We start from the raw sequence: 20,883 nt of genomic DNA on the forward strand, positions 1-20,883 counted from the left end.
ATGACATTCCGCGAGTTGGCCATTCCCGGCGCTTGGGAGATCGTGCCCCGCGTGCACACCGACGAGCGGGGCAGTTTCCTAGAGTGGTTCACCGACGCCGAATTCACCGAAATGACCGGACACCGGTTCGATCTACACCAGGCAAACTGCTCGGTGTCCACGGCCGGGGTGCTGCGCGGACTGCACTTCGCGCAGCTGCCCCCGAGCCAGGCGAAGTACGTCAACTGTGTGCACGGCGCGGTGTTCGACGTGGTGGTCGACATCCGGGTCGGCTCGTCGACCTATGGCCAGTGGGACGGCGTCACACTGGATGCCGAGACCCGGAACTCGGTGTATCTGTCCGAAGGTTTGGCGCACGGCTTTCTGGCACTGCAGGACGATTCGACCGTGGTGTATCTCTGTTCGGCCGGTTACGCCCCCGACCGGGAGCACACCATCGCCGCGACCGATCCGGAGATCGGGATTGTCTGGCCGGAAACGGTGTTCGGGCGCGAATTCGTCATCTCCGACCGTGACCGCGCGGCACCGACGCTGGCCGAGGTCCGGGCCGCGGGACTGCTGCCGACCTGGGAGCAGGCGCGCGGGTACGTCGACAACCTGGACTGAATCCGGTTCCTGAGGTTCCCCCGAGATCGTGGAGGCATCGACAATAGGGGTCGAGATGCCAGAGAAACGGAAGAAGTACGACCGGGAGTTCCGTGAGGGTGCTGTCCGGATCGTCGAAGAGACGGGCAAGCCGATCGCCGCGGTCGCCCGCGACCTCGGAGTGCACGAGGGCACCCTCGGTAACTGGGTAACCCGGGCGCGGGAGGCCCGTGAGGGCCGCGGCGAATTGACCTGCGACGACATGGACGAGCTCAAGCGGTTGGGCAGCGAGGTTGCCGAGTTGCGGATGGAGCGTGATGTCCTCAAGCGATCGGTGGTCTTGTGGGTGAAGGAGGCGACGAAGTGAGTGTGGCACGTTTCATCGCCGACCAGAGGACCAAATACCGGGTGCCCCATACGTTTACCTGCGCACTGCTGGGGATCAGCGTGTCCTGGTTCTACAAATGGCTAGGTCGTGCCGGTGACCTGGTCGGGGTGCACACCGACACCGATCGGCGCCGCTGCCAGCTCGACGAGGCGGTGCAGACGGCATTCGGGAAGGCCAAGGGGTTGCACGGGTCGCCGCGGCTGGTGGCTGATCTGCGGGATCTGGGGTGGGTGGTGTCGGAGAAGACGGTCGCTGACTCGATGCGCCGCCAGGGCCTTGTGGCCCGCAAGATCCGTCGCCGTGGCGGGCTCACGCGGCAGGACAAGGCCGCACCGAAGTTCCCTGACCTGCTCAAACGGAACTTCACCGCGGCCGCGCCGAACACCAAGTGGGTTGGGGATATGACCGAGATTCCGACCGCGTCGGGCAAGTTGTATCTGGCGACCGTGATCGATCTGTACAGCCGGCGGCTACTCGGGGCGGCGACGTCCCGACATCCGGATGCCACGCTGGCGTGTGCGGCTTTGGAGATGGCGGTGGCCGCCCGTGGCGGGCGGGAGGCGCTCTGGCGTGACGATGAGGCCCAGCGGGTCATCTTCCACACCGACCGCGGCAGCACATACACCGCCCGGGAGTTCCGCACGCTGTGCGCCAGGCTCGGTGTTCGTCAGTCGATGGGGCGGGTGGGGTCGTGTTTCGATAATGCCGCCGCCGAAGCGTTCTTCTCGTCACTGGAGTGGGAAGTGCTGTCCCGCAACACCTTCAGTGATACCCTTCAAGCTCGGGCCGTCGTGATCGACTGGTGCTACACGTTCTACAACCACCAACGACGACACAGCGCCGCCGACGGGCTCTCACCCGTCAACTACGAGATCAGGGAAAACCGACAGAAGCCGAAAGCGGCTTAAGAAACCCTCCACGATCCCGGGGGAACCACACTCGTCGAATTCGACGATCTCTGGCCCGAGTACGCCGAACCGCACACAGAGCCAGACCTGGCCCTGCACTAACGGCGCTGCGTCATCCCACCGAAGTGATCTCCACCGAAATGCCCCTTGCGCTGGCTTCCCGAAATTTACTAGGATATCCAAGTATCTCCATTCGCCCACTCTCGCAGGACGCCAGATGACTACTCAGATCCCCCATTTCATCGATGGCACGCGCTCCGCGCTGTCCTCGACCCGTACCGCCGATGTGCTCAACCCCAGCACCGGCGAAGTCCAAGCTCAGGTTCTGCTCGCCTCCGCTTCCGACGTCAACACCGCCGTGGCCTCGGCAGTCGCCGCGCAGAAGGGCTGGGCCGCGACCAACCCGCAGCGCCGGGCCCGGGTGCTGATGAAGTTCATCGAGCTGGTCAACGCCAACGCCGACGAACTGGCCGAGCTGCTGTCCAAGGAACACGGCAAGACCGTCGCCGACAGCCACGGCGACATCCAGCGTGGCATCGAGGTGATCGAGTTCGCCGTCGGCATCCCGCACCTGATGAAGGGCGAGTTCACCGAGGGCGCCGGCTCCGGCATCGACGTCTACTCGATCCGTCAGCCGCTCGGCGTGGTCGCCGGCATCACGCCGTTCAACTTCCCCGCGATGATCCCGCTGTGGAAGGCCGGCCCGGCGCTGGCCTGCGGCAACGCCCTGATCCTCAAGCCTTCCGAGCGCGACCCATCGGTGCCGCTGCGCTTGGCCGAGCTGTTCGTCGAGGCCGGCCTGCCCCCGGGCGTGCTGCAGGTGGTGCAGGGCGACAAGGAAGCCGTCGACGCCATCATCGAGCATCCCGACATCAAGGCCGTCGGCTTCGTCGGTTCCTCGGACATCGCGCAGTACATCTACGCCGGATCGGCCGCGCACGGTAAGCGCGCGCAGTGCTTCGGCGGCGCCAAGAACCACATGGTGGTGCTGCCCGACGCCGACCTGGATCAGGCCGTCGACGCCCTGATCGGCGCCGGCTACGGCAGCGCCGGCGAGCGCTGCATGGCGATCAGCGTCGCGGTGCCGGTCGGTGAAGAGACCGCGAACCGGCTGCGCAACCGCCTGGTGGAGCGGATCAACGAGCTGCGGGTCGGGCACAGCCTGGACCCCAAAGCCGACTACGGGCCGCTGGTCACCGGGGCTGCCCTGGAGCGGGTCCGCGACTACATCAACCAGGGTGTGGAAGCCGGCGCCGAGCTGGTGGTCGACGGCCGCGAGCGCGCCAGCGACGACCTCACCTTCGGTGACGAGGACCTGTCGAAGGGTTACTTCATCGGGCCCACCCTGTTCGACAACGTCACCTCGGAGATGTCGATCTACACCGACGAGATCTTCGGGCCGGTGCTGTGCATCGTGCGCGCCGAGGACTACGAGGAAGCGCTGCGGCTGCCGTCCGAGCACGAGTACGGCAACGGTGTCGCGGTGTTCACCCGCGACGGCGACGCCGCGCGTGACTTCGTCTCGCGGGTGCAGGTCGGCATGGTGGGCGTCAACGTGCCGATCCCGGTTCCGGTGTCCTACCACAGCTTCGGCGGCTGGAAGCGCTCCGGATTCGGCGACCTGAACCAGTACGGTACGGCCTCGATCCAGTTCTACACCAAGGTCAAGACCGTCACCGAGCGCTGGCCGTCGGGCATCAAGGATGGCGCCGAGTTCGTCATCCCGACCTTCAAGTAGGCGTGCCCGCGATGTTCGAGATGGACGACGACGAACGCGTGATCGCCGAGACGGCGGCCGCGTTCGCCGCCAAACGCCTTGCGCCGCACGCACTCGAGTGGGACGAGACCAAGCACTTCCCCACCGACGTGCTGCGCGAGGCGGCCGAGCTGGGCATGGGAGCGATCTACTGCTCCGAGGAGGTCGGCGGCAGTGGGCTGCGCAGGCTCGACGCCGTGCGGATCTTCGAGGAGTTGTCCTACGCCGATCCGGCCATCGCGTCGTTCATCTCGATCCACAACATGTGCGCGTGGATGATCGACAGCTACGGCACGCTCGAGCAACGCAAGGCCTGGGTGCCGCAGTTGGCGTCGATGGACAAGATCGCCAGCTACTGCCTGACCGAGCCGGGCGCCGGCTCGGATGCGGCCGCACTGCGCACCCGCGCGGTGCGGGACGGGGACCAGTGGGTGCTCGACGGCGTCAAACAGTTCATCTCCGGGGCCGGCAGCTCCGACGTGTACGTGGTGATGGCGCGCACCGGAGCCGAAGGGCCACGCGGCATCTCGGCATTCGTCGTCGAGAAGGACGCCCCCGGACTGAGCTTCGGCACCAACGAAGCCAAGATGGGCTGGAATGCCCAACCCACCGCGCAGGTGATCTTCGAGCAGGTGCGGGTCCCCGCCGATGCCATCCTGGGTGGCCCCGAGGGCGCCGGTGCCGGTTTCGGCATCGCGATGAACGGCCTCAACGGCGGCCGGATCAACATCGCGGCGTGCTCGCTGGGCGGTGCCCGGGCGGCCTACGACAAGGCCGCGGGCTATGTCCGCGACCGCGAGGCGTTCGGCGGCGCACTGATCGACGAGCCGACCATCCGGTTCAGCCTCGCCGACATGGCCACCGCACTGGAGACCTCACGAATCATGTTGTGGCGGGCGGCTTGCGCGCTCGACGCCGGCGCGCCGGACAAGGTCGAGCTGTGCGCGATGGCCAAACGCTACGTCACCGATTCCTGTTTCGAGGTGGCCGACAGCGCGCTGCAACTGCACGGTGGCTACGGCTACCTGCGGGAGTACGGCATCGAGAAGATCGTCCGGGATCTGCGGGTGCACCGCATCCTGGAAGGCACCAACGAAATCATGCGCGTGGTCATCGGACGGGCCGAGGCGGCCCGCGCCCGGGCCGCCGGCTAGAGAGGACCGCAATGAGCACGATCGCATTCCTGGGCCTGGGCAACATGGGCGGGCCGATGGCGGCCAACCTGGTGGGCGCGGGCCACACCGTGCGCGGCTTCGACCCGGTGCCCGCGGCGCAGGAGGCGGCAAAGGCCAACGGGGTCACCGTGTTCGACACCGGTGCACAGGCGGTCGAGGGCGCCGACGTGGTGATCACCATGCTGCCCAACGGCGCGCTGGTGCGCAGCTGCTACGCCGAGGTGCTGCCCGCGGCGGCCCCGGGGGCACTGTTCATCGACAGCTCGACCATCTCGGTCGACGACGCCCGCGAAGTGCACGAGCTGGCCCTCGAGCACGGCTTCGCCCAGCTCGACGCCCCGGTCTCCGGCGGGGTCAAGGGTGCGGTGGCCGGCACCCTGGCCTTCATGGTGGGCGGCTCCGATGAAGCAGCCGATGCAGCCCGCGCCGTGCTGGAACCCATGGCGGGCAAGATCATCCACTGCGGCGCCTCGGGTGCCGGCCAGGCCGCCAAGGTGTGCAACAACATGGTGCTCGCGGTGCAGCAGATCGCGGTCGGCGAGGCGTTCGTGTTGGCCGAGAAGCTCGGGCTGTCCGCGCAATCGCTGTTCGACGTGATCACCGGCGCAACCGGCAACTGCTGGGCGGTACACACCAACTGCCCGGTGCCCGGCCCGGTCCCGACGTCGCCGGCCAACAACGACTTCAAGCCCGGCTTCGCCACCGCCCTGATGAACAAGGACCTGGGCTTGGCGATGGACGCCGTGCGCTCGACCGGTTCAGCGGCTCCCCTGGGCAGCCATGCCGCGGAGATCTACGCCAAGTTCGCCGCCGAACACCCGGGGCTGGACTTCAGTGCGGTCATCCAGACGCTGCGGGACGCCTGAGCGCCGAGTCGGCCGCACCAGTACCGAAGCCAGCAACAACACCAGACCTGCGCCCATCACCGTCAGCGCCACGGCGCGCCGGTCGGAGACCTGGGCCTCACAGTCGCCGACGTAGTCGCTGGCGAGGTAGGAGGCCCCGCCGCGCAGCTGCAGTTGCGCGTTGAACGCATCCACCTGCCGGGCTTGCTCGGCGTTGACGGTGTAGCCGGTGCCGCACTGGATCGGCGCGCCCGCGCGGTCCACCACGCTCAGCGCCAGCGGCATGGCCAGCGCGATCGATGCGCCGATCACCGCGGCCGCGCCGAGCAGCGCCAACCAGACCCGAACCTGCGACCAGGCGGTGCCGGACGCACTCATACCAGCGAACTCCGTTTCTTAGCCACATCCGCCACTTTGGGTCGACACTCGGCTAGTTCAGCAAACTCTCTCGAGGCATGAAACTACACATATAGCCCAGCAGAGTCCACCCGTGGCGAAGGAATGCTGGCCGGGTCACAGTTGTCACGTCAGCTGTGCTGAGCTACTGGACGGCAGCGCAGTTCAGCGAGTTCAGAAGTCGCCGGCAGTGCGGCGCAGTTCATCGATGGCCGCCACCAGCGCCTGCGAGTGCGGCGCGGACATCCCGACGTCGGCGAACACCTTGGCGTTCAGCGTCGCGGTGGCGTCCTCGACGGTGGAGCGGCCCAGTTCGGTGATCTCCACCAGCGTGGTGCGGCCGTCGGTGGGGTGCGGCAACCGGCGTACCAGTCCGCTGGCCTCCAGACGCCGGATGGCGTGCGTCACGCTGGTCACGTGCACCTGCAGCCGGTCCGAGGCCTTGGTGATCGGCAAACTGCCGGCGCGGCTGAACGCCAGCAGACGCAGCAACTCGTAGCGGGAGAAACTCAGGTCGTAGGGACGCAACGCGGTCTCCACCCGGGCCAGCAGGATCTGGTGGGCACGCATCACCGAGGTCACCGCCACCATGCCGTCGGCGACCTCGCCCCAGCCGGCCGCCTCCCAATTGGAGCGGGCCGCCGCGATCGGATCCCGCCCCTCGCCTGTATCGACCATCCGGACATTCATACCGCATGCGCGGTTGGCCAAGGGACGGTTGGCGGCTGCGCCGTTAGTCGAGTTCCAGGGTCAGGATCCGCGGACCGTCCTCGGTGGCCGCGACGGTGTGCTCCCAGTGCGCCGCGCGGGAGCCGTCGGAGGTCACCACGGTCCAGTCGTCGGCGAGCACCCGGGTTTTGACGGTGCCCAGGGTCAGCATCGGTTCGATGGCCAGCACCGAACCGGGTTCCAGCCACGGGCCGCGGCCGGGGGCGCCCTCGTTGGGCAGGAACGGGTCCAGGTGCATCTCGCGACCGATCGCGTGGCCGCCGTAGCCCTCCACGATGCCGTAGCGGCGGGCGTGTTCGGCCTCGGCGGCCCGGGTGCCGCGTTCGATGGCGTGCGAGACGTCGGTGAGCCGGTTGCCCGGCAGCATCGCGGCGATCCCCGCCTCCATCGAGGCCTTGGTGGCTTCCGAGAGCAGTTCGTCGGCCGGGATCAGCGTGCCGACCCCGAAGGTGATCGCCGAGTCGCCGTGCCAACCGGCCACGATGGCGCCGCAGTCGATCGAGACCAGATCCCCCTCGGCCAGGATCTCGTCGGCGGCCGGGATGCCGTGCACGACGCGGTCGTTGACCGAGGCGCAGATGCTGGCCGGGAACCCGTGATAGCCCAGGAACGACGGGACCCCGCCGCCGTCGCGGATCACCGACTCAGCCACCCGGTCCAACTCCAGGGTGGAGACCCCGGGGACCGCGGCCTCGCGCACCGTGCGCAACGCCTTGGCGACCAGCGATCCGGCCACCGCCATGGCGTCCAGTTCGCCGGCGGTGCGCTGCGGCACCACCTTGCGGCTGCGGAGACGGGGAAACTGAGCCATGACCGGCGAGCGGCTAGCGGCCGAGCGCGGCCAGGGCGCGGGCGAAGACCTCATCGAGCCCGCCGACCGCGTCGACGGTCTTGACGGCGTCGGCATAGAAGTCCAGCAGCGGCGCGGTCTCGGCGCGGTAGACCTTCATCCGGTGCCGGATCACGTCCTCGGTGTCATCGGCGCGGCCCCGGCCCTTGAGCCGTTCCACCAGTTCGTCCTCGGGAACCTTGAACTCGAGCACCGCATCCAGGCGCTGCCCGCGCCGGGACAGCATCTCGGTCAGCGCCTCGGCCTGCTCCACCGAGCGCGGGAAGCCGTCCAGGATGAAACCGTTGGCCACGTCGGCGTCGTTGAGCCGATCGTCGACCAGCGCGTTGGTCAACGAGGCCGGGACCAGGTCGCCGGCGTCGAGGTACTGCTTGGCCTGCAGGCCGAGTTCGGTGCCGGTGCTGATGTTGTGCCGGAACAGATCGCCGGTGGAGATCTGCGGGACACCGAGCTGCTCGGCCAACTTGACCGCTTGGGTTCCCTTGCCCGCACCGGGCGGACCGAGCAAAACGATTCTCACTTCAGGAACCCTTCGTAGTTGCGCTGCATCAGTTGGCTCTCGATCTGCTTCACGGTGTCCAGACCGACGCCGATCATGATCAGCACGGCCACACCGCCGAACGGCAGGTTCTGCAGGCTGGCTCCGCTACCCATCTGCAGGAACACGTTCGGCAGCACCGCGATCACACCCAGGTAGATCGAGCCGGGCAGGGTGATCCGATTCAGCACGAAGCGCAGGTAGTCGGCGGTGGGTCGGCCGGGCCGGATGCCGGGAATGAAGCCGCCGAACTTCTTCATCTCGTCGGCGCGTTCGTCGGGGTTGAACGTGATCGACACATAGAAGTAGGTGAAGAACACGATCAGGCCGAAGTAGATCGCGACGTAGATCGGGTCGGACGGGTTGGTCAGGTGGTTGGCGACGAAGGTCGTCCACCAGCCGCCGCTGGACGGATTGCCGCCACTGACCAGCTGGGTGACCAGATGCGGGATGTAGATCAGCGACGAGGCGAAGATGACCGGGATGACGCCGGCCTGGTTGACCTTCAGTGGCAGGTAGGTCGAGGTGCCGCCGTACATCCGCCGGCCGACCATACGCTTGGCGTACTGCACCGGGATCCGGCGCTGACCCTGCTCGACGAAGATGACGCCGATCAGGATGGCCAGCGCGGCCGCGCAGACCGCGGCGAAGGCCGGGCCACCGCGGTCGTCCAGGATCAGCTTGCCCTCGGCCGGGATGCGCGCGGCGATACCGGCGAAGATCAGCAGCGACATGCCGTTGCCGATGCCGCGCTCGGTGACCAGCTCGCCCATCCACATCACCAGGGCGGCACCCGCGGTCATCACGATCACGATGACCACCAGGGAGAAGACGCTGGCGTCGGGCAGGATCTCCAGGTCGCAGTCGACCAGCAGACCGCCGTTGGCGGCCAGCGCGACGATCGAACCGGCCTGCAGCATCGCCAGCGCGATCGACAGGTACCGGGTGTACTGCGTCATCTTGGCCTGGCCGGCCTGACCTTCCTTGCGCAGCTGCTCGAAGCGCGGGATCACCACGGTCAGCAGCTGCACGATGATGCTCGCGGTGATGTACGGCATGACACCGACCGCGAACACCGAAAGCTGCAGCAGCGCGCCACCGGAGAACAGGTTGATCAACGAGTAGATCTGCGCCGAATCGCTACCACTGATCTGGTCGATGCACTGGTTGACGTTGCGGTAGTTGACCCCGGGCGAGGGCAGCGAGGCGCCGACGCGGTAGAGCACCACGAGGCCTAGCGTGATGAGGATCTTGCGCCGTAGGTCGGGTGTCCGCAGCGACGAGATGAAAGCCGAGAGCACTCTTCCTCCTGGGCAGCCGGGCGTCTGCCGGGGCGTGCCAATGCGGCTGGTCTGGCCAGCGTTCGGTTTCGTCCTATGCGACGCGGCGATCTCAGTGGAGTGGACGCGCGCGTCAAACAGTCTACGAGAGTAACAGTTGCGTTCCCGAACTCCGGCAGCACGGCGGCCGCCAGGCAGGGCGTACACTCCTTATACAGGCTAATCAATTCGCATGGTTGATCCAGGCAGGGGAAACTCGACATGGCACGTACCGATTCGGACACCTGGGATCTGGCCTCCAGCGTGGGCGCCACCGCGACCATGGTGGCCGCCGCCCGCGCGGTGGCGAGCCGGGCCGAGAACCCCGCGATCGACGACCCGTACGCCGCACCCCTGGTGACTGCGGTCGGCGTCGACTTCTTCAGCCGGCTGGCCACCGGCGAGCTCAGCGTCGACGAACTCGACGGCGGTGACGCCCCGCTGGGCATCGGCAGGTTCGCCGACGCGATGGCCGCGCGCACCCGGTTCTTCGACGACTTCTTCGCCGACGCCACCGCGGCCGGCATCCGGCAGGCCGTCATCCTGGCGTCGGGGCTGGATGCCCGCGGCTACCGGTTGGACTGGCCGGCCGACATGGTGGTCTACGAAATCGACCAGCAGGCGGTGATCGACTTCAAAGTCACCACCCTGGCCGAGCTGGGCGCGACCGCGCGCACCGAGTTGCGCACCGTGGCGGTCGACCTGCGAGAGGACTGGCCGGCCGCGCTGACCGCGGCCGGATTCGTCGCCGACTCCCGCACCGCCTGGATCGCCGAAGGCCTGTTCGGCTACCTGCCGCCGCAGGCCCAGGACCGGCTGCTGGATCAGGTCACCGAGTTGAGCGCACCGGGCAGCCGGTTGGCCGTCGAAGGCGTGCCCGCGCAGCACAGCGCCGACGACGACGAAGTCCGGACCAAGATGGCCGAATCGGCCGAACGTTGGCGCCGGCACGGCTACGACATCGACTTCGCCGAACTGGTCTTCCTGGGCGACCGCGCCGAGATCGCCGACTACCTGCTCGGTCACGGCTGGACCACCTCGGCGGCCACCAGCCGCGACCTGCTGGCCCGCTACGGCCTGGCGCCGCTGGAACCCGACGACGGGTTCGGCGACATCCTCTACTACACCGCCACGAAATGACCGCGACGACGTCAGGAGCACACCGATGACCCGCAGCGACGGCGACACCTGGGATCTGGCCTCCAGCGTCGGGGCCACCGCGACGTCGGTGGCCGCATCCCGCGCGTTGGCCAGCCGCGGCGCCGAGCCGCTGATCAACGACCCGTACGCGGCGACGCTGGTGGCCGCGGTCGGCCTGCCGCACTTCATCCGGGTGGCCAACGGCGAGATCGACTTCGACGACGATCCGCTCTACGACGGCCGGCAGCAGTTGGAGCAGATCGCGGTGCGCACCCGCAACTTCGACGACTTCTTCATCGACGCCGCTGCTTCCGGGATCCGGCAGGCGGTGATCCTGGCTTCGGGCCTGGACACCCGCGCCTACCGGTTGGACTGGCCGGCCGACACCGCGGTCTACGAAATCGACCAGCCCGCCGTGATCGACTTCAAGACCCAGGTGCTGGCCGACCACGGCGCCCGCCCGGCCGCCGGGCACGCCACGGTGGGCATCGACCTGCGCGAGGACTGGCCGGCCGCGCTGACCGCCGCGGGCTTCGATCCGAGCCGGCCGACGGCCTGGATCGCCGAGGGATTACTGATCTACCTACCGCCGGAAGCCCAGGATCGACTGTTGGACAACATCACTGCGCTCAGCGCGCCGGGCAGCCGGCTGGCCACCGAGCACATGGACGCGCGCGCACTGACCGGCGAATGGGCCCGCCGGCTGACCGAGCGGGGCCGCCGGCACGGCTCGTCGGTCGACCTGGAAGCGCTGTTCTACAACGGGGAGCGCACCTCGGCTGCCCAGCACCTGAGTCAGCAGGGCTGGCAGGTGCGGATCGTACCGACCGCAGAGGCCTACGCCGCCAACGGTTTCGAACCGCCGAACAACGAGCTGACGGCCATGATCGGCGATTCCGGCTATCTGTTCGCGACGCTGGGTTAGGGGATTTCGATGGCGCGCACAGATGACGATTCCTGGGATCTGGCGTCCAGTGTCGGGGCCACCGCGACCATGGTCGCGGCCGCCCGCGCATTGGCGACCGCCGATCCGCAACGACTGATCGACGATGTGTTCGCCGCACCATTGGTACGCGCGGTAGGGCTGGAGTTCTTCGTCAACATGGTCGACGGCACCCTGGACCTGAGCCGGTTCCCGGACCACACCCCGGAGCGCTCCCAGGCCATGGTGGACGGGATGGCGTTGCGCACCAGGTTTTTCGACGAATACCTGCTGGCCGCCACCGGCCGCGGGATCCGGCAGGTGGTGATCCTGGCCTCGGGTCTGGATGCCCGCGCCTACCGACTGGACTGGCCGGCCGACACCGTGGTGTACGAGATCGACCAGCCCGCCGTGATCGAGTTCAAGACCGAGACGTTGGCCGCCCTGGGCGCCGAACCCACCGCGACCCGGCGCACCGTGGCCATCGACCTGCGCGAGGACTGGCCGGCCGCGCTGACCGCAGCCGGCTTCGATCCGAGCCGGCCCACGGCGTGGGTGGCCGAGGGACTGCTGATCTATCTGCCCGGCGAGGCCCAGGACCGGTTGTTCGACCAGATCACCGCGTTGTCGGCGCCGGGCAGCGCGGCCGCGACCGAATATGTGCCCGGTATCAGCGATTTCGACGCCGAGAAGGCCAAGGAGTTCGCCGACGAGCTGCGCCAGAACGGTCTGGACCTGGATATGTCGTCGCTGGTGTACAGCGGCCAGCGCAGCCACGTGATGGAATATTTGGCCGAAAAGGGTTGGCAGGTCAGCGGATCACCGCGCGCGCAGCTGTTCACCCAGGCCGGGCTGGCGGTGCCGCCCGCCGAGGAACGCGATCAGCTCGGCGAGATCGTCTACGTCAGCGCCTCTTTGTAGTCCAGCTGGTCGGGCGCGTCCGCGGTACCGGGGATCTCGGTGCCGCCGATCGGGCAGCGTGCGGTCTCCGGCAGCCCGAACAACGCCAGTGCGCCGATCACACACGCACCCATCATGTAGTACGCCGGTACCAGATTGTCGCCGGTGAGGTTGACCAACCAGTCGTTCACCGCCGGTGCGGTGCCACCGAACAGCGACGTCGACACGTTGTAGGCGATCGCGAACCCGGCGTAGCGCACCTGGGTGGGGAACATCGCCGGGAAGGTGGCCGAGATGGTGGCCAACTGCGGCACGTACAGCAGACCCAGGATGGCGAAGCCGAGCAGCGCGCCCCACACCCCGGTACTCATCAGCAGGAACGCCGGGATGACCGCGACGAACAGCCCGATCAGCGAGAACCACCACAGCGGTTTGCGGCCCACCCGATCCGAGAGGTGACCGGCCCACGGCAGGAACACCATCATCGACAGCATCCCGATAATCGGCACCAGCAGCGACATGTCGCTGCTCAAACCGATGGTGGTGCCCAGGTAGGTGGGCATGTAGGTGAGCAGCGTGTAGTTGACCACGTTGAGCGCCACCACCAGACCACCCAACCGCAGGATCGGCGGCCAGAACTGGCTGAGCAGGCTCTGGAACTCGCCGCCGAAGCTGCGTTTGGTCTGGTCGTGCTGCTCGAGTTCCTGGAAGATCGGGGTTTCGTCCAACCGGGTCCGCAGGTAGATCCCGACCAGGCCGAGCGGCGCGGCGACCAGGAACGGCAGTCGCCAGCCCCAGTCGTGCATGGCGGCGTCGTCGAGCAGCATCGAGACCCCGAGCATCAGCAGCGCGCCCAGCGAGAAGCCGGCCAGCGTGCCGAACTCCAGGAACGAGCCCAGCATGCCGCGGCGGCGGGCGGGCGAGTATTCGGCCATGAAGGTGGCCGCGCCGCCGTATTCACCGCCGGTGGAGAAGCCCTGGACCATCCGCAACAGCACCATCAGTACCGGCGCCCAGAACCCGATCGAGTCGTAGCTGGGTACCAGTCCGACGCACAGCGTGGCACCGGACATCAGCAGGATGGTCACCGCGAGCACCTGCCGGCGGCCGAGTCGGTCTCCGAGCGGCCCCCACACCAGCCCGCCGAGCGGACGGACCAGGAAGGACACCGCGAACGTCATCAACGCCAGCAGGGTGGCGCTCTCGGTGTCCCCCGGGAAGATCGCGGCCGAGATGTAGCTGACGCCGTAGGCGTAGATGCCGTAGTCGAACCATTCGGTGGCGTTGCCGATCGCCGATGCCGCAATGGCCCGTCGGAGTACTTCCGGTGGCGGCTGAGGATCTTCGGCCGGGGCGGCGGGCTGTTCCTCGGTTGACACGAACGGGTTCCCTTCGGGTCCGGACGACCCTCCCCCCGCGCCCCGTTTGGGGCTTGGCCGCCGTACTGGCGTTCCAGTCGAACCTAACCCAGCAGATCGCAGAACTCCACCGCCGACACGCTCGGCTAGAACTCGCGCCGCCCCAACCACAGCGCATTACTGCCGGCGTAGCTGCTCTGGGCCTGCTCGATCGCGGTGGTCAGGGAGCGAATTGCCAACCTGCCGAACCACTCTGGCAGCGATGCCGCGGCCGGTTGCGATGATTGCCGGGGCCGCAACATATCCCGCAGCGACGAACTGGGATAGCGGTGCACGGTTACGTCCGCGTCCGGGTCGATGCCGGCCAGCACCTTGGCCCGGCGCAGCGCGGTGCGCAGGCCGCCGAGTTCGTCGACCAGTCCGCGTTCCTGCGCGTCGGCGCCGGTCCAGATCCGGCCGCGGGCGACCTGTTCGACGGCGTCGACGTCGAGTTTGCGCCCCTCGGCGACCCGGGCCACGAAATCGCGGTAACACAGGTCGGCCTCGGCCTCCACGGCGGCCTGCTGTGCCGCGGTGAACGGCGCATCCGGCGACCAGGCGTCGGCGTTGGTGTTGGTGCGCACACCGTCGGATCCGATTCCCAATCGGGTCTTCAGGTCTCGGGTTACCAGCTTGCCGGTTAGCACCCCGATCGAACCCGTGATGGTGCCCGGGTTGGCCACGATCGCACTGGCCGGCGTCGCGATGTAGTAGCCGCCGGAGGCCGCGACCGCACCCATCGACACCACCACCGGGGTGCCGGATTCGATGGTGCGTCCCACCTCGCGCCAGATGGTTTCCGAGCCGTTCACCGACCCACCCGGGCTGTCGATGCGCAGCACGACGGCGGCCACGTCGTCGTCGTGCGCGGCCTCGCGCAGCGCGGCGGCGATCACGTCGGCGCCCGCGCTCGAACGTCCCACCGGCAGTAGCTGCGGTGCGCCGCGGCCACTGACGATCTGGCCATCGACGCTGATCACCGCCAGGGTGGGTTTGCCACCGAAGCCCGGCAGCGACGGCGTCGGCAAACTCGGCCGGGCGCTCGCGGCGTACCGGTACAAAAACAGCCGCGGCGGGGCGTGCTTGCCGTCCGGGTCACCGAGGTCCGGGGTGATGCCCGGCGCGCCGGACAACTCGGCGATCCGGGCGTAGGCCTGGTCGCGGAAGCCGAGCCGGTCCACCAGACCGGCGGCCAGCGCGTCGTCGCGCAGCAAGGGGGCCCGGTCGGCCAGCGCGTCCAGTTCGGCGGCGTCGATCTTGCGTGCCTCGGCGACCGCCTGCCAGACCTGGGTGTGCAGGCTTTCCAGCAGCCGGGCGTCGGCTTCCCGGTGCGCGTCGGTGTAGCCGTCCTGGGTGAACACGTTGGCCGCCGACTTGTACTCGCCGCGCGTCACGAACTGGGCTTCGACACCGAGCTTGTCCAGTGCCTCGCGCAGGAAGAGCGCACTGGAGGCGAACCCGATCAGCCCGACGGTGCCGGACGGAGCCAGCCAGATCTCGCCGAACGCGGTGGCCAGGTAGTAGGACAGCGTGCCGGGGTAGGTCTCGGCCCACACCACCGACGGCTTGCGGGCGGTGAACGCGGCCACCGCCTCGCGCAGCTCCTGCACCACCGCGGGGGCTGCGGCCGGCAACTGAACCCGTGCGATCAGACCCGCCACCCGGTCATCTTCAGCAGCGCGGTGCAGCGCTTCGACCGCGTCGGCCAACAGCATCGGCCGGCGCGCACCGGCCAGGCTGGACAGCAGCACGACCGGCTCGAAACCGGCCGATTCCGGCGGCGGGGCCTGCAGGTCGAGTTCCAGGATGCAGCCGGCCGGGACGCCGTTGTGCCGCGCGGTGTCGATCTTGGTGACCAGTGCGCGCAGGTCGTCGGAGCCGGGCAGTCCGGACAGGAAGGAAAGCATGTCGTCGACCCTAGTGGGTGTCGAACAAGCCAGACGTCGTCGCGGTCAGCGACCCACCAGTGCCGCGTACTCCGGGCAGTAGATACCGACCGAGGCGCGCAGCAGCCCGACAGCCTGGCCGCGGGTCAGGCCGCCGTTCTCGAGTTGGGTCAGCACACCGCGCACCGTGGGCGCGGCGTTCACGTTCTTCTTCAGACCGGTGTCGAGCAGGCTGCACACGCCGCGCCCGATCGCGGGCACGTCCTCGTCGGGTTGGGTCTCGATCTCGAGCGCGGTGACCGCGTCGATGAAGCGTTGATCGTCGTTGCTGGCCTGCGCCGAACCGGCGCCGAACAGGGCCACCGCGCACAGGCCGGCGAGCAACCCGGGCAGGGCGATCCGACGTGTCATGACTGGCTCCTCTGCAAAGCGACGGGCTCGATCTTAGCCTGCCGGTTCATCGGTGCACATGTGACAGTAGTTACGTTAGCCGAGCTAAACACACCCGTTGGGCGCCGCATGAAGCGGCCCCGGAATGGGTATTTTCTTTGACATGTCAACCAAACGGAAGTTACTCGGAATGTTGTCGGCCGGCGCTGCAGCCCTGGCGTTCTCGCTTGCTCCGGTGGCTCCGGTGGCCACGGCCGCCCCCGGCGGTGACGGTTGCGTCAACGGTGTGTGCGGCAGCGGCGACATCAACGGCGGCCACGGCTGCACCGCCGACGGGGTGTGCGGCCACGGCGGACCCAACGGTGGCGGCGGCTGCGTGCCCGGCGTGGGCTGCTTCGACTTCACGCTCTGAGCGCCCGAGACGACGAAACCCCCGCCCGGTGGGCGGGGGTTTCGTGGGTAGAACAGCGTTACAGCTCGGTCGCGCTACCGCCGGCGGCGGTGATCGCCTCGCGGGCGCTGGCACTGAACTTGTTGGCGGTGACGTCGACCTTGACCGACAGCTTGCCGTCGCCGAGCACCTTGACCAACACGTTCTTGCGGACCAGGCCCTTGGCCACCAGCTCGTCGACACCGATGGTGCCGCCCTCGGGGAAGGCCTTGGCGATGTCGCCGACGTTGACCGGGGCGTACTCGGTGCGGAACCGGTTGCGGAAGCCCTTGAGCTTGGGCAGCCGCATGTGGATCGGCATCTGCCCACCCTCGAAGGTCACCGGCACGTTCTTGCGCGCCTTGGTGCCCTTGGTGCCGCGCCCGGCGGTCTTGCCCTTGGAGCCCTCACCGCGACCGACGCGGGTCTTGGCCTTCTTGGAGCCGGGAGCCGGCTTCAGATCGTGCAGCTTGATGACACTCACTTGCCGACCTCCTCGACCTCGACGAGGTGATGCACCACGTTGATCAGCCCGCGGGTCTGCGGGTTGTCCTCGCGCACCACCGACTGGCGGATCTTGCGCAGGCCCAGGGTGCGCAGGCTCTCACGCTGCCGCCAGCGGGCGCCGATGACGCCCCGCACCTGGGTGATCTTCAGTTGCTTGTTTTCCGAGCTCATGTCTACTGGCTTCCTTCACGCGCCGCGGCCGCAGCCAGCGCTTCGCTCTCGCGACGGGCCCGCAGCATGCCGGCCGGCGCGACGTCCTCGATCGGCAGGCCGCGACGGGCCGCCACCTCTTCGGGGCGCTGCAGCATCTTCAGCGCGGCCACCGTGGCGTGCACCACGTTGATCGCGTTGTCGCTGCCCAGCGACTTGGCCAGGATGTCGTGCACGCCGGCGCATTCCAGCACCGCACGCGCCGCACCACCGGCGATCACACCGGTACCGGAGCTGGCCGGGCGCAGCATCACGACACCGGCAGCGGCCTCGCCCTGCACCGGGTGGGTGATGGTGCCACCGATCAACGGCACCCGGAAGAAGTTCTTGCGAGCCTCTTCGACGCCCTTGGCGATCGCGGCCGGAACTTCCTTGGCCTTGCCGTAGCCCACGCCGACCATGCCCTTGCCGTCGCCGACGATCACCAGCGCGGTGAAGCTGAACCGGCGACCGCCCTTGACCACCTTGGAGACGCGGTTGATCGTGACGACCCGCTCCAGATAGTTGTTCTTGTCGCGGTCGTCGCGGCCACCACGGCCACCACGGTCGTCGCGGCGACCCCGGCCACCGCGGTCGTCACGACCGCCGCGCTGGGTGTCGGTACGGGTGCCCGCGGTCGGGGCACTGGTGTCGGCAACTGCCGCACCCGAAGTCTGCTCCGCCATCATGCGGTCCTTCCGTTGTCAGTCATCAGAACTGGAGTCCGTTCTCGCGGGCGGCGTCGGCCAGCGCAGCGATGCGCCCACCGTAGGTGTAACCGCCGCGGTCGAACACCACGGCTTCGATACCCGCCGCCTTGGCGCGCTCGGCGATCAGCTGACCGACCCGCACGCTGTGCGCCTTCTTGTCGCCGTCCACGCCACGCACGTCGGCCTCGATCGACGACGCGGCGGCCAGCGTGGTGCCGGTCAGGTCGTCGACGAGCTGGACGTGGATGTGCCGCGACGAGCGGTTGACCACCAGGCGCGGCCGCTCTGCGGTGCCGGCCACCTTCTTGCGCAGCCGGGCGTGCCGACGCAGCCGGGCCACCCGGCGGGTCGCCGAGATGTTCTGGCCGACCGGCTTGCGCTTGGCCGTGGTTTCTGTCTGAGCCATTGCTACTTACCTGTCTTTCCGACCTTGCGGCGGATCTGCTCACCCTCGTAGCGGATGCCCTTGCCCTTGTACGGGTCCGGACGCCGCAGACGACGGATGACCGCCGAGATCTGGCCGACCTTTTGCTTGTCGATACCCGACACCGAGAACTTCGTCGGCGTCTCCACTGCGAAGGTGATGCCTTCGGGCGCCTCGATCACCACCGGGTGGCTGTAGCCGAGCGCAAACTCCAGGTTCGAGCCCTTGGCCACCACGCGGTAACCGACACCGAAGATCTCCATTTTGGTGGTGTAGCCCTCGGTGACCCCGGTGACCAGGTTGGCGATCAGGGTGCGGGACAGCCCGTGCAACGAACGGTTCTCCCGCGCGTCGTTGGGGCGGGTGACCACGATGGCACCGTCGTCATCGCGAGCCACCACGATGGGCTCGGCGACGTCGAGGTTCAGGGTGCCCTTCGGGCCCTTGACGGACACGTTCTGCCCGTCGATCGTGACGTCGACCCCGGCGGGAACCGGGACCGGCTGCTTTCCAATACGCGACATAGTCTGCTGACTCCCTATCCGCTACCAGACGTACGCGAGGACTTCGCCGCCCACGCCCTGTCGTGATGCCTGGCGGTCGGTGAGCAGACCCGAGGACGTGGAGATGATCGCCACGCCCAGGCCGCCGAGCACCTTGGGCAGATTGGTGGACTTTGCGTAGACCCGCAGGCCGGGCTTGGACACCCGGCGCAGGCCGGCGATGCTGCGTTCCCGGCTGGGGCCGTACTTGAGTGAGACGACCAGCGACTTGCCGACCCGAGCATCCTCGGTGCGGTAGTCGGAGATGTAACCCTCGCGCTTGAGGATCTCGGCGATGTTCGCCTTGATCTTGCTGTGCGGCAGGGTCACCTCGTCGTGGTACGCCGAATTGGCGTTACGCAGACGCGTCAAGAAGTCTGCGATCGGATCCGTCATGGTCATGACAGGTGTGTCACCTTCCTCGCGGCGGTTCCCACTCCCAGTGGAGCGGGCCTACCGCGCCCTTACTTTGGGGTAAATGGTCTCGTTGGTTACCAGCTGGACTTCTGCACGCCCGGCAGTTCGCCGGCATGCGCCATCTCGCGCAGGCAGATGCGGCACAGCCCGAACTTGCGGTAGACCGAATGCGGACGACCACACTTGTTGCAACGCGTGTACGCGCGCACCTTGAACTTCGGCTTCTTGTTGGCCTTGTTGATCAGAGCCTTCTTTGCCATCTGCTCAGTTCTCCTTGAACGGGAAGCCGAGGGCCCGCAGCAACGCCCGGCCTTCGTCGTCGGTCGTCGCCGAGGTGACGACGGTGATGTCCATGCCGCGCGGGCGGTCGATTGAGTCCACGTCGATCTCGTGGAACACCGACTGCTCGGTCAGGCCGAAGGTGTAGTTGCCGGTGCCGTCGAACTGCTTGGGGCTCAGGCCACGGAAGTCGCGGATACGGGGCAGCGAGATCGAGATCAGCCGATCCAGGAACTCCCACATCCGGTCGCCGCGCAGCGTGACGCGGGCGCCGATCGGCATGCCCTCACGCAGCTTGAACTGGGCGATGGACTTGCGGGCCTTGCGGATCTCCGGCTTCTGGCCGGTGATCAGCGCCAGGTCGTTGACCGCGCCGTTGATCAGCTTGGCGTCGCGCGCGGCGTCGCCGACGCCCATGTTCACGATGACCTTGACCACGCCCGGGATCTGCATGACGTTGTCGTACTTGAACTCGTTGTTCAGCGCGTCCTTGATCTCGTCGCGGTAGCGCTGCTTCAGCCGGGGCTGAACCTTCTCTGCAGTGGTCATGACTTGATGTCCTTGCCATTGGTCTTGGCGATACGAACGCGCTTGCCGGTGGTCTCGTCGACGCGGTAGCCGACCCGGGTGGGCTTGCCGTCGGAGTCGACGACCATCACGTTGGAGACGTGGATCGGCGCTTCTTGGGTCACGATGCCGCCGGACTGCGCACCCCGCTCGTTGGCCGAGACCGCGGTGTGCTTCTTGATCCGGTTCACGCCCTCGACGAGCACCCGGTTACGGGCCGGGTAGGCCTGGATGACCTTGCCCTTGGCGCCCTTGTCCTTGCCGGCGATGACCAGGACGGTGTCGCCCTTGTGGACCTTCATTTACAAAACCTCCGGAGCCAGCGAGACGATCTTCATGAAGCGCTTCTCCCGCAGCTCGCGACCCACCGGGCCGAAGATGCGGGTACCGCGCGGATCGTTGTCAGCCTTGATGATCACGGCCGCGTTCTCGTCGAACTTGATGTAGCTGCCGTCGGCGCGCCGACGTTCCTTCACGGTGCGGACCACGACGGCCTTCACGACGTCACCGCGCTTGACGTTGCCGCCCGGGATGGCGTCCTTGACGGTCGCCACGATGACGTCGCCGATGCCGGCGTAACGCCGCGACGAGCCGCCGAGCACGCGGATGCACAAGATCTCCTTGGCGCCCGTGTTGTCGGCGACCTTCAGCCGCGATTCCTGCTGAATCACTCGATCTCCTCAGACCTGGTTTT

Annotated in this window: 27 protein-coding genes and 1 pseudogene; 10 read left to right on the forward strand and 18 right to left on the reverse strand. The window is 67.8% G+C overall.

Going from position 1 to position 20,883, the window contains the following annotated elements; genetic code table 11:
- From rfbC to mmsB, 6 genes and pseudogenes are all read left to right on the forward strand, one after another.
- The gene (gene rfbC, locus AC5Y3P_RS10605) at positions 1-606 is read left to right on the forward strand and encodes a dTDP-4-dehydrorhamnose 3,5-epimerase (RefSeq protein ID WP_500045849.1); all 606 of its coding nucleotides are present in this window, start codon (positions 1-3) and stop codon (positions 604-606) included.
- A gap of 55 nt (positions 607-661) precedes the next feature.
- The gene (locus tag AC5Y3P_RS10610; protein ID WP_500045850.1) at positions 662-952 is read left to right on the forward strand and encodes a transposase; all 291 of its coding nucleotides are present in this window, start codon (positions 662-664) and stop codon (positions 950-952) included.
- The gene (locus tag AC5Y3P_RS10615; protein ID WP_500045851.1) at positions 949-1,881 is read left to right on the forward strand and encodes an IS3 family transposase; all 933 of its coding nucleotides are present in this window, start codon (positions 949-951) and stop codon (positions 1,879-1,881) included. The genes AC5Y3P_RS10610 and AC5Y3P_RS10615 overlap by 4 nt, the downstream gene beginning before the upstream one ends.
- Before the next feature lie 217 nt (positions 1,882-2,098).
- Positions 2,099-3,619, forward strand: coding sequence for a CoA-acylating methylmalonate-semialdehyde dehydrogenase (locus tag AC5Y3P_RS10620; protein WP_500045852.1), 1,521 nt, complete (start codon positions 2,099-2,101; stop codon positions 3,617-3,619).
- An 11-nt stretch (positions 3,620-3,630) separates the two neighbouring features.
- The gene (locus tag AC5Y3P_RS10625; RefSeq protein WP_500045853.1) at positions 3,631-4,791 is read left to right on the forward strand and encodes an acyl-CoA dehydrogenase family protein; all 1,161 of its coding nucleotides are present in this window, start codon (positions 3,631-3,633) and stop codon (positions 4,789-4,791) included.
- Between the two features lie 5 nt (positions 4,792-4,796).
- Positions 4,797-5,678 (forward strand): annotated as a pseudogene (gene mmsB, locus AC5Y3P_RS10630) (3-hydroxyisobutyrate dehydrogenase); the annotation flags it as partial.
- On the opposite strand, the gene AC5Y3P_RS10635 reads toward mmsB, so the two are convergent.
- The 5 genes from AC5Y3P_RS10635 to secY all read right to left on the reverse strand — a co-directional run bounded on the left by AC5Y3P_RS10635 (position 5,571) and on the right by secY (position 9,471).
- The gene (locus AC5Y3P_RS10635; RefSeq protein ID WP_500045854.1) at positions 5,571-6,035 is read right to left on the reverse strand and encodes a hypothetical protein; all 465 of its coding nucleotides are present in this window, start codon (positions 6,033-6,035) and stop codon (positions 5,571-5,573) included. The pseudogene mmsB and the gene AC5Y3P_RS10635 sit on opposite strands and share 108 nt — an antisense overlap.
- A 192-nt stretch (positions 6,036-6,227) precedes the next feature.
- Positions 6,228-6,731 carry a MarR family transcriptional regulator gene (locus AC5Y3P_RS10640; protein WP_500045855.1) on the reverse strand — a complete coding sequence of 168 codons (504 nt, stop codon included), beginning with the start codon at positions 6,729-6,731 and terminating at the stop codon, positions 6,228-6,230.
- Positions 6,732-6,786: 55 nt separating this feature from the next.
- Positions 6,787-7,593 (reverse strand): type I methionyl aminopeptidase, encoded by an 807-nt coding sequence (gene map, locus AC5Y3P_RS10645; RefSeq protein ID WP_500045856.1) that lies wholly within the window; start codon positions 7,591-7,593, stop codon positions 6,787-6,789.
- Between the two features lie 13 nt (positions 7,594-7,606).
- Positions 7,607-8,152, reverse strand: coding sequence for an adenylate kinase (locus AC5Y3P_RS10650; RefSeq protein WP_500045857.1), 546 nt, complete (start codon positions 8,150-8,152; stop codon positions 7,607-7,609).
- Positions 8,149-9,471: a preprotein translocase subunit SecY gene (secY, locus tag AC5Y3P_RS10655; RefSeq protein WP_500045858.1), complete on the reverse strand. Its 1,323-nt coding sequence runs from the start codon at positions 9,469-9,471 to the stop codon at positions 8,149-8,151. The genes AC5Y3P_RS10650 and secY overlap by 4 nt, the downstream gene beginning before the upstream one ends.
- A 240-nt stretch (positions 9,472-9,711) precedes the next feature.
- Here secY and AC5Y3P_RS10660 point away from each other — a divergent pair, with 240 nt between their 5' ends.
- Genes AC5Y3P_RS10660 through AC5Y3P_RS10670 form a run of 3 tightly spaced genes read left to right on the forward strand, consistent with a single transcriptional unit; the run spans position 9,712 to position 12,472 of the window.
- Positions 9,712-10,629, forward strand: a complete 918-nt coding sequence (locus tag AC5Y3P_RS10660; protein ID WP_500045859.1) for an SAM-dependent methyltransferase — start codon at positions 9,712-9,714, stop codon at positions 10,627-10,629.
- Between the two features lie 25 nt (positions 10,630-10,654).
- The gene (locus AC5Y3P_RS10665) at positions 10,655-11,554 is read left to right on the forward strand and encodes a class I SAM-dependent methyltransferase (RefSeq protein WP_500045860.1); all 900 of its coding nucleotides are present in this window, start codon (positions 10,655-10,657) and stop codon (positions 11,552-11,554) included.
- Positions 11,555-11,563: 9 nt separating this feature from the next.
- Positions 11,564-12,472, forward strand: a complete 909-nt coding sequence (locus AC5Y3P_RS10670; RefSeq protein WP_500045861.1) for a class I SAM-dependent methyltransferase — start codon at positions 11,564-11,566, stop codon at positions 12,470-12,472.
- Here the strand turns inward: AC5Y3P_RS10670 and AC5Y3P_RS10675 are convergent.
- The 3 genes from AC5Y3P_RS10675 to AC5Y3P_RS10685 all read right to left on the reverse strand — a co-directional run bounded on the left by AC5Y3P_RS10675 (position 12,451) and on the right by AC5Y3P_RS10685 (position 16,145).
- Positions 12,451-13,830 (reverse strand): MFS transporter, encoded by a 1,380-nt coding sequence (locus AC5Y3P_RS10675; protein WP_500045862.1) that lies wholly within the window; start codon positions 13,828-13,830, stop codon positions 12,451-12,453. The two genes, AC5Y3P_RS10670 and AC5Y3P_RS10675, sit on opposite strands and share 22 nt — an antisense overlap.
- Before the next feature lie 125 nt (positions 13,831-13,955).
- The gene (sppA, locus tag AC5Y3P_RS10680) at positions 13,956-15,755 is read right to left on the reverse strand and encodes a signal peptide peptidase SppA (RefSeq protein ID WP_500045863.1); all 1,800 of its coding nucleotides are present in this window, start codon (positions 15,753-15,755) and stop codon (positions 13,956-13,958) included.
- A gap of 45 nt (positions 15,756-15,800) precedes the next feature.
- A complete protein-coding gene (locus AC5Y3P_RS10685; protein ID WP_500045864.1) occupies positions 15,801-16,145 on the reverse strand; it encodes a DUF732 domain-containing protein in 345 nt (114 codons plus the stop codon).
- A gap of 142 nt (positions 16,146-16,287) precedes the next feature.
- Between AC5Y3P_RS10685 and AC5Y3P_RS10690 the strand changes: the two genes are divergently transcribed.
- Positions 16,288-16,536 carry a hypothetical protein gene (locus AC5Y3P_RS10690; protein ID WP_500045865.1) on the forward strand — a complete coding sequence of 83 codons (249 nt, stop codon included), beginning with the start codon at positions 16,288-16,290 and terminating at the stop codon, positions 16,534-16,536.
- A 58-nt stretch (positions 16,537-16,594) separates the two neighbouring features.
- Here the strand turns inward: AC5Y3P_RS10690 and rplO are convergent, their stop codons facing one another.
- The 10 genes from rplO to rplN all read right to left on the reverse strand — a co-directional run bounded on the left by rplO (position 16,595) and on the right by rplN (position 20,860).
- On the reverse strand, positions 16,595-17,038 hold the full coding sequence (gene rplO, locus AC5Y3P_RS10695) for a 50S ribosomal protein L15 (protein ID WP_500045866.1): 444 nt from the start codon (positions 17,036-17,038) through the stop codon (positions 16,595-16,597).
- Entirely contained in the window at positions 17,035-17,232 is a 198-nt protein-coding gene (rpmD, locus tag AC5Y3P_RS10700; protein WP_500045867.1) for a 50S ribosomal protein L30, read from the reverse strand. The genes rplO and rpmD overlap by 4 nt, the downstream gene beginning before the upstream one ends.
- 2 nt (positions 17,233-17,234) lie before the next feature.
- Positions 17,235-17,939: a 30S ribosomal protein S5 gene (gene rpsE / locus AC5Y3P_RS10705; protein WP_500045868.1), complete on the reverse strand. Its 705-nt coding sequence runs from the start codon at positions 17,937-17,939 to the stop codon at positions 17,235-17,237.
- Between the two features lie 22 nt (positions 17,940-17,961).
- A complete protein-coding gene (gene rplR / locus AC5Y3P_RS10710; RefSeq protein ID WP_500045869.1) occupies positions 17,962-18,366 on the reverse strand; it encodes a 50S ribosomal protein L18 in 405 nt (134 codons plus the stop codon).
- A 2-nt stretch (positions 18,367-18,368) separates the two neighbouring features.
- Complete coding sequence (gene rplF / locus AC5Y3P_RS10715; protein WP_500045870.1) at positions 18,369-18,908, reverse strand: 50S ribosomal protein L6; 540 nt, start codon at positions 18,906-18,908, stop codon at positions 18,369-18,371.
- A gap of 21 nt (positions 18,909-18,929) precedes the next feature.
- Complete coding sequence (gene rpsH, locus AC5Y3P_RS10720; protein WP_500045871.1) at positions 18,930-19,328, reverse strand: 30S ribosomal protein S8; 399 nt, start codon at positions 19,326-19,328, stop codon at positions 18,930-18,932.
- Between the two features lie 89 nt (positions 19,329-19,417).
- Positions 19,418-19,603, reverse strand: a complete 186-nt coding sequence (locus AC5Y3P_RS10725) for a type Z 30S ribosomal protein S14 (RefSeq protein ID WP_500045872.1) — start codon at positions 19,601-19,603, stop codon at positions 19,418-19,420.
- Positions 19,604-19,607: 4 nt separating this feature from the next.
- Positions 19,608-20,171 carry a 50S ribosomal protein L5 gene (gene rplE / locus AC5Y3P_RS10730; RefSeq protein ID WP_500045873.1) on the reverse strand — a complete coding sequence of 188 codons (564 nt, stop codon included), beginning with the start codon at positions 20,169-20,171 and terminating at the stop codon, positions 19,608-19,610.
- Positions 20,168-20,491, reverse strand: a complete 324-nt coding sequence (gene rplX / locus AC5Y3P_RS10735) for a 50S ribosomal protein L24 (RefSeq protein ID WP_500045874.1) — start codon at positions 20,489-20,491, stop codon at positions 20,168-20,170. The genes rplE and rplX overlap by 4 nt, the downstream gene beginning before the upstream one ends.
- The gene (gene rplN, locus AC5Y3P_RS10740) at positions 20,492-20,860 is read right to left on the reverse strand and encodes a 50S ribosomal protein L14 (protein ID WP_003883432.1); all 369 of its coding nucleotides are present in this window, start codon (positions 20,858-20,860) and stop codon (positions 20,492-20,494) included.
- Positions 20,861-20,883 lie beyond the last annotated feature (23 nt).

Source organism: Mycobacterium sp. NGS45, from assembly GCF_059812645.1.